Raw genomic sequence first — 16008 nt, forward strand, 5'->3', positions numbered from 1 at the left:
CACATCGCCGTCATCACCGCATTCCCGCGAGGAAGAACACCATGCCCAAGACGGCATACATCCGCACCAAGCCGCACCTGAACATCGGCACGATGGGCCACGTCGACCACGGCAAGACCACGCTCACCGCAGCCATCACCAAGGTCCTCAGCGACCGGGGCACCGGCACGTTCATCCCGTTCGACCGCATCGACCGGGCCCCGGAGGAGGCCGCCCGCGGCATCACCATCAACATCTCGCACGTCGAGTACGAGACCGACACCCGGCACTACGCCCACGTCGACATGCCCGGCCACGCCGACTTCATCAAGAACATGGTCACCGGCGCGACCCAGCTCGACGGCGCCATCCTCGTCGTCTCCGCACTCGACGGGATCATGCCGCAGACCGCCGAACACGTCCTGCTCGCCAAGCAGGTGGGCGTCCGGCACGTCGTCGTCGCGCTCAACAAGGCCGACGCGGGCGACTCCGAGCTCACCGACCTGGTCGAGCTGGAGGTCCGCGAACTGCTCACCGCGCACGGCTACGACGGGGAGCACCTCCCCGTCGTACGGGTCTCCGGACTCCGTGCCCTGGAGGGCGACCCGCGCTGGACGGACGCGATCGGCGCACTGCTGGACGCGGTCGACACCTACGTCCCGGTGCCCGAGCGGTACGTGGACGCGCCGTTCCTGCTCTCCGTGGAGAACGTGCTGACCATCACCGGACGCGGCACCGTCGTCACCGGAGCCGTCGAACGCGGCACGGTGCGCTGCGGCGACCAGGTGGCCGTACTGGGCGCGGAGACACTGCACACGGTCGTCACCGGGGTGGAGACCTTCGGCAAGCCCATGGAATCGGCCGAGGCCGGGGACAACGTCGCGCTGCTGCTGCGCGGCCTGCACCGTGAGCACGTACGCCGCGGAGACGTGGTCGCGGCCCCGGACAGCGTCACCCCGCGACGTCGCTTCACCGCCGAGGCGTACATCCTCTCCACCGAGGAGGGCGGCCGCCGCAAGCCGCTGTCCACCGGCTACCGCCCACAGTTCTACATCCGCACCGCGGACGTGGCCGGTGCCATCGACCTCGGTGAGCGCGCCGTCGCCCGCCCCGGCGAGACGGTGACCGCAACCGTCGAACTGGGCCGCGCGGTCCCCCTGGAGCCCGGCCTCGGCTTCGCCATCCGCGAGGGCGGCCGCACCGTCGGCGCGGGAACGGTCCGCACCGTGGAGGAGTGAACGTGTCGGGGGCCGGGCCAGCGCCTACGGCGTAGATCCACTGCGTAGATCCACGGCGTAGATCAACCTGTCCCGACCAGGGCCTGCCCGGCCGATCACGCCCGGGCAGGCCCGGCCCCTTGCCCTTGGCCTTGCCCTTGTACCCGTCAACACCCCGACTGCGAAGAGCCGATGAACGTCGCCGATCGGTAAGCCGACTTGGATGTACCGAGGTAACGATCACTCCGCTGAACTGGGGTTTTTGCGTTTGTTGGCATTGAAGCGCGCTTTCTTCTGACGATTCCCGCACGTGTTCATGTCGCACCATTTACGGGTGCGGCTTTGGCTGGTGTCGAAGAAGGCGGCCCGGCAGGTCGGTGATGCGCACAAGGCCAGTTTTCCGTCTCGTTCGCCTGCGACGATGCTGATCGCGTCGGCGGCGATCACGCTGAGGGCATCTTCCATGCAGGAAGCCGAGCTGAGCCGCCATCGCCGCTTGCCCTCGGGCGTCAGGATCGCCGCGGCCCGCCCCTGAGCGCTGCGGTCATTGATGACTTGGACAGCGGATGCAGGGAGAGCGTCCTGGATCGCGGCCGCCGTCGCGACGGCGTGAATCGACTCCCTCAGCTCCCGAGCGAGGTCGAGCTGGGCAGTGGTGCAGGAGTCCACGGCGAGGCCGTTCACGGCCAGCCAGTCGATGAGTCGGTGCGGCGTGGGAATGCGCTCCATGGCGTTGCCATGACGCTCCGACAGGGTCCCCGTGAAGCTGGTCGCCAGCACGTTACCGAGGCGGAAGTCAGGGAACCCAGCATGCATGGAACCACCTTAGACGGTTGCGGCGTGGCTCGGAGAACTGCTAGAACCGCCTTAGCCGGTTCCGCGATGGCCAGGAGGTCTCATGCCCCCTCTAACCAACGACGTGCAAGCATTTGAAGCCCACGCAACTGACGCTGACCTCGACGATCTGCGAGCGCGATTGGCCGCGGCGCGGCTACCGGAGGCCGAGACGGTCTGTCGCGCCGCGCCCGACCCCCGCCGATGGGAACAGGGCGTTCCGCTCGCCGACCTCGTCGATCTCGTGAACTACTGGCGCACCGGCTACAACTGGCGGTCGTTCGAAGAGCGCCTCAACCGAATCGGCCAGTTCCGCACGACCATTGATGAGCTGGGAATCCACTTCCTGCACCGCCGATCCGCGCGAGCGGACGCCACTCCGTTGATCTTGACGCACGGTTGGCCGGGCAGCATTGCCGAGTTCGTCGATGTAGTAGACGAGCTGGCAGATCCGAAAGATGCAGACGCGCCGGCGTTCAACGTCGTGGTTCCGTCGCTACCAGGCTTTGGTTACAGCGACAGGCCGGCCACCACCGGGTGGGGAACCGAAAAGATCGCGGCCGCCTGGGTGGAACTGATGGGAAGGCTCGGCTACCGCAAGTTCGCGGCCCACGGCGGCGATTGGGGAGGCAATATCACCACGGTTCTCGGCGGCAGATTCCCGGCGCACGTTCTCGGCATCCACACGACGTTCGCGGAGGCACCGCCCGGGTTGGCAACGGACGGGCTGACGGCGGCCGAGCGCAAATGGACCGAGGAAACCCGCGATTTCTGGCGCCACCGCGCGGCGTACGCGAAGCAGCAGGCGACCCGACCGCAGACCATCGGCTACTCGCTCGTCGACTCACCGGTCGGGCTGCTTGCCTGGATCCTCGACAAGTTCGCCGAGTGGTCGGACACCGGAGACAGCCCGTTCGAGACGATTTCCAGAGACAGGATTCTTGACGACGTCACCCTGTATTGGCTGACACGGACCGGCGCATCGTCGGCCCGCATCTACTACGAAAGCCACAACTCGCTGGACCCCGAACTTCGGGTCGACGTCCCCTCGGCAATCACCATGTACCCCCGCGACATCGAGAAGTGCCCGCGCGTCTGGGCACAGGAGCGGTACCGGCGGATCGTCCGATGGAGGTCGCCCGAAAAAGGGGGACATTTCCCTTCGCTGGAGGTTCCCGAGTATTTCGTCAAGGACCTGCGAGAAGGCCTCGCGGCAGTGCTGGCCGCCAATCGGTGAACGCGGCCGGGTGCCGGCAGTCGATCACCGCCTGATCCGGCTCAAGTGCACCCGCAACTGCGAAGAGCCGCTTTTCTGCCGTCGTGCCGTTGTTCCCCTGCATGCGGGCGATCCCCTGCACGCGGATGTTCTCCTGCACGTGGCTGTTCCCCTGCATGTGCCTGTACCCCGTCACGTCCCGCGCCTACGATCCCGCCTGGACATCGGTGCCGGTGCGACCACCTGCGCCGACGACCGCGTGCGAAGAGGTCGAAGTCGTCGGACGAGGTCGAATGGCTCTGGCGTGGAAGGGACATCGCATGCCCATATCGAGAACGGCGCTGGTACTCGGAGGCGGGGGACTGACCGGCATCGGATGGGAGGTCGGCATGCTGGCGGGCCTCGCGGAGGCCGGTGCCGACCTCACCGACGCCGATGTCGTCATCGGCACCTCCGCCGGTTCGATCGTCGGCTCGCAACTGGCCTCACGCCTGCACACCCTCGACGAGCTGTACGAGCGCCAACTGGCCGCGCCGGACGGACGACCGGCCGCCCGCCTGGGCCCGGCCGTGTTCGCGCGCTTCGCGGCTGCCGCCCTGCGTTCCCGGGACGCGGTGTCGTTCGGTGCGCGGATGGGACGGGTCGCGCTGGCGGCCCGCACCGCACCCGAAGCCGAACACCGCGTGGCGATCGCCCGGACCCTGGGAGTGGACGACTGGCCCGCGCGGCGGCTCCTGGTCACCGCGGTGGACTCGGCGACGGGGGAGCGCACCGCCTTCGACGGCACCAGCGGCGTCGCACTCCTCGACGCGGTGAGCGCCAGCTGCGCGGTACCGGCCGTCTACCCACCGGTCACGATCGACGGGAAGCGGTGGGTGGACGGCGGCGTGCACTCCAGCGCCAACGCGGACCTGGCCGGGGGCTACGACCGGGTGGTGGTCATCGCCCCCATCGCAGTCGGCGGCGGACCGATCGTCGCGCCGCGGACCCAGGGCGCACGGCTGGCAAGGAAGGGCGCCCGGGTATGTGTGATCACCCCGGACCGCGCGTCGAGGTCGGCATTCGGCCGGAACGTCCTGGACCCCGCCAAACGCCCCGACGCCGCCCGCGCCGGCCGACGCCAGTCCACCACCCACGCCCCGGAGATCCGCGCCCTCTGGAACACCTGATCCGTGCCGACCGCCTGACCCCCTCATCGGCCCCTGGCCAGGCAACGCGGCCCCGCCCAAGCGGCCCCACCCACCCCACCCGTGACAAGGGACCCACCCCGCCCGCCACAATGGCACCGTGCACAACGAATCACCGGCGACGAACACCTCGACGAACACCTCACCGGCGGCTGACGAGCCCCGGGCGGCCGACCAGGAACCCACGGAGCCGGAAGCCCCCGGCCCCGCCGAGGACCCGGTACCCCTCACGCGCACCGTCGACTACGGCACGGCCAAACTCCTCCCGGACATCGACCGTCCCCGCGCCTGGCTGCTCACGGTGGACGGCGCGCCACAGTCGTACGTCGACCTCGACGACCCCACCCACCTGGAGTTCGAGTACGTCCGTCGGCTCGCGCACGTCCTGGACGAGGCCGCGCCCCCGGGGCAGCCACTGGACGTGCTGCACCTGGGCGGCGGCGCACTGACCCTGCCGCGCTACCTCGCGGCGACCCGCCCGCACTCCCGGCAGGACGTGATCGACGCCGATCGCGGTCTGCTCGCTCTCGTGACGGAACATCTCCCGTTGCCCGGCGACTCCGGGATCGCCCTGCACCCGCAGGACGCCCGAGTGGCACTGGAGGCGACACCGGAGGCCGGCGTCGATGTGATCGTGGCGGACGTCTTCAGCGGCTCACGGGTGCCCGCGCAGCTGACCTCGGTCGAATACGCGCGCTCCGCCGCCCGTGCGCTCCGCCCCCACGGCTGCTACGCCGCGAACCTCGCCGACAGCGCCCCCTTCGACTTCCTGCGCGGTCAACTCGCCAACTTCGCCGCGGTGTTCACGCACCTCGCCCTGATCGCGGAACCGTCGGTACTGCGCGGCCGCCGCTTCGGCAACGCCGTGCTGCTGGCCTCGCACTCGGAACTCCCGATCGCCGCCCTGGCCCGTCGCACCGCCGCCGACGTCTTCCCCGCCCGTGTCGAACACGGCTCGCCCCTGCGCCGCCTGATCGCCGGCGCGCGCCCCGTACTCGACGCCCAGGCACTCCCGTCCCCCATCCCCCCGGACGGCACCTTCAGCGTCGCTTGACCCCCGCGAGCAGCGATCTCCGCGGATAACAATCCCCGCGAGCGACGAGATGAGTGGACGGGCCTGGTCTTCCGTCCCCTCGTCGCGCTCTCGTCGTACGTGCCGCTGCGGTCGAGTCTCCACGGCGTGACCGAGTCTCCGTGAAGGAGCCTCCGTGGCTGAGCCTCAGCGCTCGTGACTTCTGTGCCCGTGACCGCGCCTCTGTGCTTGTGACCGAGCCTCCGTGCCGGTGGGGCCTCCTTTTCTTCTGTCACGGCAACGGTTACGGAGAGTGATCAATTCCCTTCGCTGCGTTGCTCGTGGCGAGGCTGGTCAGGGCGAGTGGTGTGGGCATTGCGGTAGGGGTCTGCGCGGTGCGGGGGATGGCCGGGGGCGGCAGCTAGGGCGAGGTTGAGGAGGAAGGGGGTGAGGAGGAAGTGGGGGAGGAAGAGGCGGATGGTGCGGGGGTAGGTGTGGTGGGTGTCCGGCGGTGGGTGAGGTGGCGGACGTCGGGGACGCAGAGGGTGGCGGCCGTCAGGAGGACGATCAGGGCGGCGCAGGCCCACAGGGCGGCGGTGCGGCCGATGAGGTCCTGGGTGGGGCCGGCCAGTGCGGTGGTCACTGGGACCACCGCCAGTGAGCCGAGCCAGTCGTAGGAGGAGACCCGGGAGAACTTCTCCTCGGGGATCTCCTGGCGGAGCGCCACCATCCAGGTCACCGAGAAGACCTCGACGGAGATCCCGGTGCCGAGCATGATCGCGGCGAGCCAGCCGGCCGGCACCGGTACGGCGAGCGCGGCGGACGGGAGGGCCAACGGGAAGATGCAGAGGGTGCCCGTGAACAGGAGGCGGCGCGGTGTGAGGCGGGTCATCAGGAGGGCGCCGATCGCGGTGCCGGCGCCGAAGGCGGCCAGCGCCAGGCCCCAGGGCCCCGCGCCGCCCAGGTGCTCCTCGGCGACCAGCGGCCCGTAGACCGACTGCACCGCGATGACCAACGCGTTGACGACGGAGAACTGCGCCACGATCGCCCACAACCACGGCCGGGACGCGACTTCCCGCCAGCCGTCCCGCAGGTCGCTGCGTATCCCGCCGCTCGGGGCGCGCTCCGGCATGCCGCTCACGTCGAGGAAGGCGCGCAGCGCGCCGGCGACGGCGAAGGCGGCCGAGTCGACCGCCAGTACCCAACCCGGGCCGACGACCGCCACCAGGGCGCCGCCGAGTGCCGCGCCGCAGATGTTCGCGCCGTTCACGCCGACGCGGAACACCGCGAAGGCGCGCCCGGACTGCTCGCGGGGGACGCTGGCGAGCACCATGCCCTCCGAGGCCGGTGCGAAGAACGCCTGCCCGGTGCCGCCGATCGCCGCGAGCAGCGCCATCTGCCACAGCTGCGCCGTGCCGGACAGGACGAGCAGGGCGAACAGGCCCTGGGAGAGGCAGTTGACGCTGTTCGCCGCGACCATCACGCGGTGCCGGGGGAGTCGGTCGGCGACCGCGCCCCCGATCAGCAGGAAGAGGACGAGCGGCACCATGCGGGCGGCGGAGACCAGCCCGACGTCGGTCGCGGAACCCCCGGCGCCGAGCACGGCGAACGAGGTCGCGATCAGCGCTCCGCTGCTGCCGAGGCCGGCGATCACGGTGGCGGCGCTGAGCAGGACGAAGTTCCGCCCGGCCCAGGCGGGACGGGCCGCCATCAGGCACGGTCCCGTCGGCCCGGAGTCCATGAGGAGTCCAGTGGGGCCACCGAGGTCACCGAGACCACCGAGTCCAGCCTTTCCGAGGGGCTCGGCGTTCCAAGGGGGCGCGCGGCGTCCGAGGAGTTCGGCGTTCCCGAGGAGGGGCGCGTCAGGAGTGCCCGGAAGAGTGGCCGTGAGCGGAGCCGCCGTAAGAGGAGTGGCCGCGTCGGGTGGGATGGCCGCGCCGCGGTGGAGTGCCGCGCCGAGTGGGAGCGCTGCGCCGAGTAGGAGTACGGCGTCGGGTGGGGTGAGGAGAGCGCGTGAGGTGGCTGGGGATGATCGCGGCCTGTTGCCGTCCGCGCCCGGCGTGCCGTCCGGAGCTGCGGGCGTAAGGGTGTGTACTCGGCTTGCTGGGCTTGCCCCCGTCGTGTCATGGGCGTTCACGATAGGAGGGGTTGGTGGGTGGGGACACCCGGTTTTCGGCGAGGCGTCGGGCGTCGTGGGGTGACCGGGGAGAGCGGGACGGGTTGGCCCCTTCACAGCTAAGCTACTGCTAGGTAACATGGTGTCATGTCCTCTGAGTCCCTGCCGTCGATCGGCGACATGATGGCGGCATCCGTGCCGATGGTCCGCACTCTGAACCTCGAGTTCACCGAGACCACCGCCGAGCGCGCCGTGGTCCGCATGGCCGACCAGGCCGACTTCCACAACCACGTCGGTGGCCCGCACGCCGGCGCGATGTTCACGCTCGCGGAGTCGGCGAGCGGCGCGATAGTGATGACTGCCTTCGGCGATCAGCTGGGCCGTGCGGTGCCGCTGGCGGTGGGTGCCGAGATCGGCTACCGCAAGCTCGCCATGGGAGCCGTCACCGCCACCGCCGAGCTCGGCCGCCCGGTGTCCGAGGTGATCGCCCAACTGGACGCCGGGGAGCGCCCGGAGTTCCCGGTGAAGGTCGAGATCACCCGCGACAAGGACGGCGCCGTCACCGGCGAGATGACGATCGTCTGGACGCTGCGCCCCAACCAGTGACCGCGGCCGGGCCGGACGGCGGCCGTGGAGGCGTCACCGCGAAGGGTGGATGGGTAACCGTGGGTGAGCAGGTGGGTGGCCGGTAGGTGCTCCCGCCCGCGCCCGGAAACGTCGTCGGCACCACCCGATCGAGTACGCTTCCCTGACGCGCTGGTACAGCGCGTCAGGGAACGACCGATCGGTGCCGGGGGGGCACCGGGCAACGGCCCACGGGGGCCCTACACCAGCGGAGGAAGCAGCCTTGCACATCCAGGAATGGCTGGCGACGGTACCCGCCCTGAGCGTCTACCTCCTCGTGGGGTTGGTGATCGGGGTGGAGAGCCTGGGCATTCCGTTGCCCGGCGAGATCGTCCTCGTCAGCGCGTCGATCCTGGCCGCGACGCAGGACCACATCGACCCCTTCGTGCTGGGTGCCTGTGCCTCCGTCGGTGCGATCGTCGGCGACTCCATCGGTTACGCGATCGGCCGCAAGGGCGGTAAGCCGCTGGTGGCCTGGGCCGGCCGGAAGTTCCCCAAGCACTTCGGGCCCGACCAGGTCGCCATGGCCGAGGCGAAGTTCGAACGGTGGGGCATGTGGGCGGTCTTCTTCGGCCGCTTCATCGCGCTGCTGCGCATCTTCGCCGGCCCGCTCGCGGGTGTGCTGAAGATGCCGTACTGGAAGTTCCTGATCGCCAACGTCCTCGGCGGCGTCGTCTGGGCCGGCGGTACGACCGCGCTGATCTACACCGTCGGTATCGTCGCCGAGCCCTGGCTCAAGCGCTTCTCGGTCTGGGGCCTGTTCGCCGCGGTGCTGTTCGGCATCGGGTCGTTCCTGCTCATGAAGCAGCGGGCGAAGAAGGCCGCGGCGGCGCGTGAGGCCGCGGAGGCCGTGAAGTCCCCGGTCGCCGCGACGACGGGCGACTGAGCCGGCGGTCGGCGAACACACCAGCACGACGCCCCGGATGTCCTCACCAGGACGTCCGGGGCGTCGCGCGTTCTGCGTCGTCTGTCGTCTGTCGTGCGTCGTGGCGGCCGGGCCGTCAGGGCATCTGCCAGGTGTCCGGTCCGCCGTCGCGCCATTCGATGATGCCGCTGTCGTCCCAGGCGAAGCGCGCGGTGGAGAACCCGGCCCGGCGCAGGATCGCTGCCACGTCGCCGGGGCGCAGCGCCCGGCCCAGGTCCTGCCCGTGGAGCGTGACGCGGCGGCCGCCGGTCGACGGCGGATGCACGATCACGGGGGCACGCTTCATGCCTCCAGCATGCGGCGGCCCGGGTGCCCCCGCATCCCGACCGCAGTCGAAGCGTCACGGACGGTGGCGGGTCCTGTGGCGGGGCAGGTGGCGGGCCTCCTGGTCCGGTGGCGGCTCCGCCCCGGGCCGCGAGGATCTTATTGGCCCGCGCGCAGGCGTGAGAAGAACGGTCGGCGGGGGGCGTCGGAGGAGGTGCGCCGCCACCAGCGCACCTCGCCGGCGCCGGGTACGCGTACGGGGGTGTCGGAGCGGGCACCGCGGCGCAGGCCGGCCAGCATCGTGCGGGCGCCGGCGACGAAGAGCGGGTCGCCGATCAGCTTCTTCGCGACCAGGGCCTTGCGGCAGGCCCGGAGGGCGGCGGCCGGGTCGCCGTGGGCGCGTTCGATGAGCGCGTGGGCGTAGAGGATCGTCGAGTGGAGCCAGAAGTCGCTGTCGGCGTGCCGGGACTCCCAGGCGCGGTGGGCCGCGGTCTGGGCCCGGACCGCGTCGACCGGGGCGAGGGCAAGGGCGAGCAGGGCCCAGCTGTGGGCGGGGCCGGGCCCGAACCACGGGTCGCGGGAGGTGTGCCGGGCGGCCTCTTCCAGGCAGGCCACGGCGGTCGTGGTGTCCTCGCGGTACAGCGCCAGCACCGCGTGGGCATGGGCGATACGGGCCAGGCCGTCGTCGTCCGCGTGCATCACGGCCGCCGTCCAGGCCCGGGCGAGGAGGGGTTCGGCGGTGGTGGCGGCGTTCTCCTGCGCCGCGAGGTAGCCGGCCAGCCACAGGGCGCGGGCCCGTAGCGCGGTGTCCTCCTGGGACAGTCGCAGCAGCCGGTCCAGGTGTGCGCGGCCCTCGCGGCGGAAGCCGCAGGCCGCCCACTGGAACCACAGCGAGACCGCGATCTCCAGGGCGCTCAGGGCGTCCTCGGCGTCCAGCGGGGGGCGGGTCAGCGCCGCTTCGAGGTGGTGCTGTTCGTCCTCGACGAGGCGGACCGCGAGTTGCTGGCCGGTGCCCTGCCAGGTGATCTGGGCCTCCGCCGCGAGGGCCGCGCACGCCTGCCGGAACCGGCGCAGCGCCCCGGCCTCGTCGCCGGTCTCGCGCAGCCGGGCGCGTCCGAACTCCCGGGCGCCGCGCGGCAGCCGGTAGCGGGGCGGCAGTCCGGTCCCGGAGCCGGGGGTGCCCTCGGCGTCCCGTACGCAGGCGAGGACGGAGGCGGTACGGAGGCGTTCCAGCGCGCCGTCGACGGCGGCTGCAGGAACGTCACTGCTGCTACAGACGCATCCCGCCAGCCAGGGGTCGAAGTCCCCGGGGAGGACCGAGAGACGGGCCCAGACCCGGCGGTCGACGGGGGAGCAGAGGGCGTAGCCGGCGGCGTGCGCGGCGTTCAGCGAGGTGTGGCGGGTGGTGGGGGAGGGGCCGGAGTAGTGCAACGGGCCTTCGTCGTCCAGCCGGGCGGCCAGCTGGGCCAGCGTCATCCGGTCCAACTGCCGGGCGGCCAGGCCGATCGCGAGCGGGCACCCCTCCAGTGCCCGGCACACCGCGGCCAGGAGTTCCGGGGCGGCGGGGCCGGTGCGCGCCGCCAGGAGTTCGACCGCCGGGCCGGCGATGCCCTCGCCGAGGGTCACCGGCAGCGGGGCGAGGGCGACGACGCGTTCGCCGGGCAGCCCCAGGGGTCGGCGGGCCGTGGCCACGATCCGCAGCGCCGGTTCGGCCCGCAGCAGCCGGCGGACCAGGACCGCGCAGGCGTCGAGCAGCGGGTCGCAGTCGTCGAGGAGGACGATCGCGCGGTGTGTGCGGCAGTGCGCGGCGAGGTCCTCGACGGTGCTCCGCGGGGGGAGGCCGACCGCGCGGAGGAGGGCGCCGGGCAGTTCGCCCGCGGTCAGCCCGTCCCAGCAGGCGATCCGGACGACGGTGTCCGGGCCGGTCTCGGTGCGTTCTTCGAGGACCGCGCGGGCCAGCAGGCTCTTGCCCACCCCGGCCGGTCCGGTGAGCGTGACCGGCGCGGCCCCCGCGAGCAGCCCGGCCACCCGCTCGTGTTCGACTGCCCGCCCCACTACGCCGGGCAGCGGCCCGTGATCGGCCCACGCGGTCATCGGTCATCCCCAACCACGGCACAGCGCCGCGCACTTCCCTAGGAGCGACCCACGATGCCAGAACCGACCGCAGGGTAAACAGCGGACGGGGTTCACCGTTAGGGGGAAACGTGTGCGGTGCGTTTGACGCGGGCGTTCGTCTTCATGGTGATACAGAACGGTAAACCCCAGGTCACGAAGGGCGGGGTCGGCGTTCGGTGGCTGCCGGGTCGATCTTAGAGTGGTGCCTTTCGACCGGTTTCGCGATGGCACCGTGGTGCCCCGGCCGGCCCCAAGTGCCTGAGGAGAGCGTCCCGATGAAGTCCCTGCGCGTCAGAGCTGCGGTGGGTGTGCTGGCCCTGGGGCTGCTGGCCGGATGCGGCGGGCCGGGGCAGGACGTCGTCGACGCGTCGAAGGTGCCGAGGCTGCGGGCCCATGCCGCGGACGCGGTGAACGGCCGGCCGCGGACGGTGCTGCCGCAGGGCCCCCGCTCGGTCTTCACCACCTACCGCGCGACCGGGGACGACGGCACCAAGGTGCTGCACACCAGGTGGCACGGTCGGGCGTCCGGCTACACCGGCGACGTCTGGACCTGGGTGCCGCCGCAGTACAACCAGCCCCAGTACGCCCGGAGCGGCTTCCCGGTGCTGATCGCGCTGCCCGGTGCCTGGGGGTACCCGGCCAACTACTGGACGGATGCGCCGTTCGCGCTGGAGGAGCGGCTGTCGGAGTGGGCGAAGGAGGGCAAGACGCTGCCGTTCATCCTGGTGATGCCGGTCCTCAACCCGCGCAAGGCGTACTACGACGGCAGCGACATCCCCGGTCAGCCCAAGATGGGGAGCTGGCTGACCAAGGACGTGCCGGAGTTCGCCCGGGTCAACTTCCGTACGTACGGGACGCGGGACGGCTGGGCCTACATGGGGTCGTCGTCGGGCGGGTTCGCGGCGCTGAAGGCGGTGCTCAAGGAGCCGCAGCGGTTCAAGGCGGCGATCGTCAACGGTCCCGACACGGCGCCGGACTCGCCGCTGTGGAAGGGGCACCCGGCCGAGAAGCTGGCCAACGACCCCCGGCACCTGGCGCGGCAGCTGGCCGCACGCGGCGGGCCGCAGGTCTACCTGGCCTTCGAGCTCGGCAGCAAGGAGGACGCGGTGCCCGATGTGAAGCGCTTCATCAGCGGTTACACCAACGGGGCCCGCGGGCCGATCCACTCCACGCTCTTCGAAATACCGGACGGTGTGCACAGCGGACACACCTACATCAAGCGGATGGCCGACTCGCTGCACTGGATCAGCGAGCAGATGCAGGGGCCGGTGGCGGCGCCGTCGGTCTGACGGCCCGTCGGCGGCGGGCCGGGCGCTGGACGGCCGATGCCGGCCCCGGTGCCGCGTTGGCCGAGTGCCCGTGGACCGCGGTCGGTTGACGGCGTCCGGGGTCTGCGCGCGGCCGCGGGTGAGCCGGACCGCCCAGCGCCTACGGGCACCGGGCGGCCCTGGGGGCGCGCGGGTGCGTGGCGGTGGGGCCGCCCGTGCCGATGCCGCTCCGCGCCGCTGATCTGGCGTGATTCGCGCGGTGTTGCGTTCGCTACGGTGCGGTGCGGGGTGCTAGCGGACCGTCAGGAAGCGCCCCGACGGGTTGCGTGGTGGCGCCGTATCGGGAGCCAATGGCCCCAAAGGGAACCTTTGTTGAAACTCCGTCAGGTGTCAGAACGTTACGGATCGCTGTTGGACTTCAGCCGATGGCGTGATGCTAAGATCATCGCACTTGCCAACCGGGTAGTCACCTGCTATGGCAAAAGGAAATTCCGCGCATCGGCCTGAGAAAATCGCCACCCCGGGGAGAGCTATGCCATTATCCGGGCCTTCAGAGGCTTTCTGGCAGGCGACTGTGCGCGGTCGTTCGTCGATTGTCTGGGGCCGCGCGTGAGTATCCACACGGCAGCCGGGCATACGGCACGTGGTGGCTTCGTCATCCGAAGAGAGACCTATGACGCAATATCTCCAGGATCCAGCGCTGTGGGCATTGGTCGCTGGTACACCTGTCGCCGCTACCGCGATTATTCGTGGTCGGAAAAAGATATCGGAGCTAAGAAAAGAAAAACTTGAGCTGAAACAGCACTACACCCAGCTGGAAGAGCACTACGCGGAGGCCGTGGAGGAGGCCAAGGACCGCGCCGAAGAGGCCACCAAGAACACCCTGAAGGCCGCCATGCGGACCCTCCAGGGTCTGGCGAGCGAGCAGCAGCTGACGATCTCCAAACTCCAGGAGGCGTACGGCGAACACAAAATCCTCCAGGACCTGCTCGACATCGACCACATGAACTCGCAGTTCGCGCGACGGGCCCAGTCCATCGCGGTGCTGTGTGACGGTTGGCTCGGCCGGCGTCGTAACGACGCCTCGCTCTACGATGTGGTCCGCAGCGCAAAGGGCCGCATTCGTCACTTCACTCGCGTCGAGATCCGATCGCAGAGTAACTTCGCCATCGTGAGCCGCGCCGTCGAACCGGTAGCGCTGGTCCTCGCCGAATTGCTGGACAACGCAACCAGCTATTCCGCGCCGGAAACGATCATCGAGATCAACATCCGCCCGGTACCCAAGGGCGTGTGCATCGTCGTGGACGACGCCGGTGTCGGTATGAACGAGGAAGAGAAGGCACGCGCCGGCCAGCTGCTTTCCGGCGGTAATGCGGCGAGCGTTTCCAGCCTCGGCAACCCGCCGCAGTTCGGCTTCACCGTCATCGGTGTGCTCGCCGCCCGCTACGGCTTCACGGTCTCGGTCGACTCCACCTCGCCGTACGGCGGTGTGCGCGCGGTCGTCCTGCTCCCCGACGAGCTGCTCACGTCCCTGCACGAGCCCGAGGAGGGTCCTGCCGTGGTCGCGTCCACCCCGTTGCCGCCCGAGAATCCTCCAGGTCAGCAAGGTTCCGCGATCCAGGGGCGGCACCGTGCGCCGGCAGCTCCCCCCTTCGGCGGCCAGGACGCCGAGGTACCGGCGGCGAACGAGACGACCGCCGGCGGACTGCCCAAGCGGCGCCGCCGGGGGGCCATATCCATCGTGCCGCCGGCGACCGAGGGCACCCCCACTCCGGTCCGCGACAGCGCCCGGACCGCGTCCGCCATGGGTGCGTTCCAGCGTGGTACGCAGTCGGGCCGTCGTTCCACCCAAGCAAGCAGTGAAGGGCATGAGGTTCCGTGAACTACGATCTGTCGTGGATGCTTGACAGTGCTCTGGAATTGCCTGAAGCGCAGCATGCCATTCTCGTCTCTGCGGACGGCCTTCTTATGGCCCGTTCCAGGGAAGTCGGCCGGGACCATGCCGATACCGTGGCCGCCGCGATGAGCGGTATGCAGTCACTGAGCCGCACGGTCTCCGACTTCTGCAACAACCACGGTTCGGCCATGCGCCCGCAGTGGCGGCAGACGCTGGTGGAATTCGATCACGGCTGGGTCTTCCTTATCTCGGCCGGTGAAGGTGCTTATCTCGCGGTCTCGGCGTCGCCCGATGTCGACATGGCAGAGATCTCGTTCCGGATGCAACAACTGGTCGGCCAGCTCGGCAAGGCACTGACCAGTCCTCCGCGTGAGAGGGCCGATATCCAACCATGACCACCGATGACGAGCCGGAGCTGGTACAGGAAGCAGCGGAATTAGTACGGCCGTACGTCATCACCAACGGCCGGGACCTCGTCGATGACAGCTCTTTCTCGCTGCTGACACTGGTCACCGTCGCTCAGGAACCACCCCGGACCAAACCGCTCGACCCGGAGAAGCAGCGCCTGCTGGAGCTGTGTTCCGGGGGCTTTCTGTCGATCGCCGAAATAGCCGGGCACACCGGGCTTCCGGTGGGCGTCGTCAAAATTCTGGTGTCCGATCTCACGGAGGAGGGCCATCTCTATGTGCGCGCTCCCATCCCCAGTGCTCAGCTTGTCGAACGGCAAATCCTTGAGGAGGTGCTGAATGGGCTCCAGGCTCGCTTTGGATGACGGCGTGTACCTGCGGAATTCCGTGCAGACCGCGGCGAAGATCCTGGTCGTCGGGCACTTCGCCGTGGGCAAGACCACGTTCATCGGCACCATGTCGGAGATTCCGCCGCTGCGCACCGAAGAGGTGATGACGCAGGCCAGCGCGGGAATCGACGACCTGCGCGCGGTGCCGGGGAAGACCACGACGACGGTCGCCATGGACTTCGGGCGGTTGACGCTGAGCGAACGGCTGGTCCTCTACCTGTTCGGGACCCCTGGACAGCAGCGCTTCGTTCAGGTGTGGGAGGACATGACGCGTGGGGCGCTCGGGGCGTTGATCCTGGTCGACCCGGAGCGTCTTGAGGAGTCCTTCCCTGTCATGGACCTGGTAGAGCACTACGGCATCCCGTACGCGATCGCCGTGAACCGCTTCGACGGGACTCCGGTGCATTCGCTCGACGAGATCCGGGAGGCGCTCGATCTCCTCCCCGAGACGCCGGTCATCAACTGCGATGCGCGTGACCAGAAGTCGTCGGCGGATTCCCTGATCACGCTGGTCCGCTATCTGCAGTCCCGCCTCAATTAGGAGTGCATCCATGCAAT

The 16008-nt window shown here is 70.1% G+C and carries 15 protein-coding genes; 11 read left to right on the top strand and 4 right to left on the bottom strand.

Translation table 11 applies throughout. The features are described 5' to 3' along the window. The first annotated feature begins 41 nt into the window (after positions 1 to 41). Positions 42 to 1217: an elongation factor Tu gene (gene tuf, locus CG747_RS31840; protein WP_100605325.1), complete on the top strand. Its 1176-nt coding sequence runs from the start codon at positions 42 to 44 to the stop codon at positions 1215 to 1217. A 219-nt stretch (positions 1218 to 1436) separates the two neighbouring features. Here the strand turns inward: tuf and CG747_RS31845 are convergent, their stop codons facing one another. Beyond that, entirely contained in the window at positions 1437 to 2012 is a 576-nt protein-coding gene (locus CG747_RS31845; protein WP_100605326.1) for an ABATE domain-containing protein, read from the bottom strand. A gap of 82 nt (positions 2013 to 2094) precedes the next feature. Here CG747_RS31845 and CG747_RS31850 point away from each other — a divergent pair, with 82 nt between their 5' ends. The 3 genes from CG747_RS31850 to CG747_RS31860 all read left to right on the top strand — a co-directional run bounded on the left by CG747_RS31850 (position 2095) and on the right by CG747_RS31860 (position 5487). Next, on the top strand, positions 2095 to 3267 hold the full coding sequence (locus CG747_RS31850; RefSeq protein WP_100605327.1) for an epoxide hydrolase family protein: 1173 nt from the start codon (positions 2095 to 2097) through the stop codon (positions 3265 to 3267). 299 nt (positions 3268 to 3566) lie between these two features. Next, complete coding sequence (locus tag CG747_RS31855; RefSeq protein WP_100605328.1) at positions 3567 to 4415, top strand: patatin-like phospholipase family protein; 849 nt, start codon at positions 3567 to 3569, stop codon at positions 4413 to 4415. 118 nt (positions 4416 to 4533) lie between these two features. Then, positions 4534 to 5487 carry a spermidine synthase gene (locus CG747_RS31860; RefSeq protein WP_100605329.1) on the top strand — a complete coding sequence of 318 codons (954 nt, stop codon included), beginning with the start codon at positions 4534 to 4536 and terminating at the stop codon, positions 5485 to 5487. A 379-nt stretch (positions 5488 to 5866) separates the two neighbouring features. Here CG747_RS31860 and CG747_RS31865 read toward each other — a convergent pair whose 3' ends face one another. Then, entirely contained in the window at positions 5867 to 7156 is a 1290-nt protein-coding gene (locus CG747_RS31865) for an MFS transporter (protein WP_257980879.1), read from the bottom strand. Between the two features lie 552 nt (positions 7157 to 7708). Here CG747_RS31865 and CG747_RS31870 point away from each other — a divergent pair. Both CG747_RS31870 and CG747_RS31875 read left to right on the top strand, forming a co-directional pair. Beyond that, on the top strand, positions 7709 to 8167 hold the full coding sequence (locus tag CG747_RS31870) for a DUF4442 domain-containing protein (RefSeq protein WP_100605331.1): 459 nt from the start codon (positions 7709 to 7711) through the stop codon (positions 8165 to 8167). Positions 8168 to 8408: 241 nt separating this feature from the next. Further along, entirely contained in the window at positions 8409 to 9071 is a 663-nt protein-coding gene (locus tag CG747_RS31875) for a DedA family protein (protein WP_100605332.1), read from the top strand. Positions 9072 to 9186: 115 nt separating this feature from the next. Here CG747_RS31875 and CG747_RS31880 read toward each other — a convergent pair whose 3' ends face one another. Continuing rightward, positions 9187 to 9396: a hypothetical protein gene (locus CG747_RS31880; RefSeq protein WP_100605333.1), complete on the bottom strand. Its 210-nt coding sequence runs from the start codon at positions 9394 to 9396 to the stop codon at positions 9187 to 9189. Positions 9397 to 9533: 137 nt separating this feature from the next. After that, positions 9534 to 11468, bottom strand: a complete 1935-nt coding sequence (locus CG747_RS31885) for an AAA family ATPase (protein ID WP_100605334.1) — start codon at positions 11466 to 11468, stop codon at positions 9534 to 9536. Positions 11469 to 11764: 296 nt separating this feature from the next. Here CG747_RS31885 and CG747_RS31890 point away from each other — a divergent pair, with 296 nt between their 5' ends. The 5 genes from CG747_RS31890 to CG747_RS31910 all read left to right on the top strand — a co-directional run bounded on the left by CG747_RS31890 (position 11765) and on the right by CG747_RS31910 (position 15991). Next, a complete protein-coding gene (locus tag CG747_RS31890) occupies positions 11765 to 12778 on the top strand; it encodes an esterase family protein (protein WP_100605335.1) in 1014 nt (337 codons plus the stop codon). Between the two features lie 652 nt (positions 12779 to 13430). Then, a complete protein-coding gene (locus CG747_RS31895) occupies positions 13431 to 14639 on the top strand; it encodes an ATP-binding protein (protein WP_100605336.1) in 1209 nt (402 codons plus the stop codon). After that, complete coding sequence (locus CG747_RS31900; protein ID WP_100605337.1) at positions 14636 to 15049, top strand: roadblock/LC7 domain-containing protein; 414 nt, start codon at positions 14636 to 14638, stop codon at positions 15047 to 15049. The genes CG747_RS31895 and CG747_RS31900 overlap by 4 nt, the downstream gene beginning before the upstream one ends. Beyond that, positions 15046 to 15426, top strand: a complete 381-nt coding sequence (locus tag CG747_RS31905; RefSeq protein ID WP_100605338.1) for a DUF742 domain-containing protein — start codon at positions 15046 to 15048, stop codon at positions 15424 to 15426. Before CG747_RS31900 ends, CG747_RS31905 begins: the two co-directional genes overlap by 4 nt. Then, positions 15401 to 15991, top strand: coding sequence for an ATP/GTP-binding protein (locus CG747_RS31910; RefSeq protein ID WP_100605339.1), 591 nt, complete (start codon positions 15401 to 15403; stop codon positions 15989 to 15991). Before CG747_RS31905 ends, CG747_RS31910 begins: the two co-directional genes overlap by 26 nt. The last annotated feature ends 17 nt before the right edge of the window (positions 15992 to 16008 follow it).

Origin of the sequence: Streptomyces sp. CB02959 (assembly GCF_002803155.1) — a bacterium.
Lineage (GTDB): Bacteria > Actinomycetota > Actinomycetes > Streptomycetales > Streptomycetaceae > Streptomyces.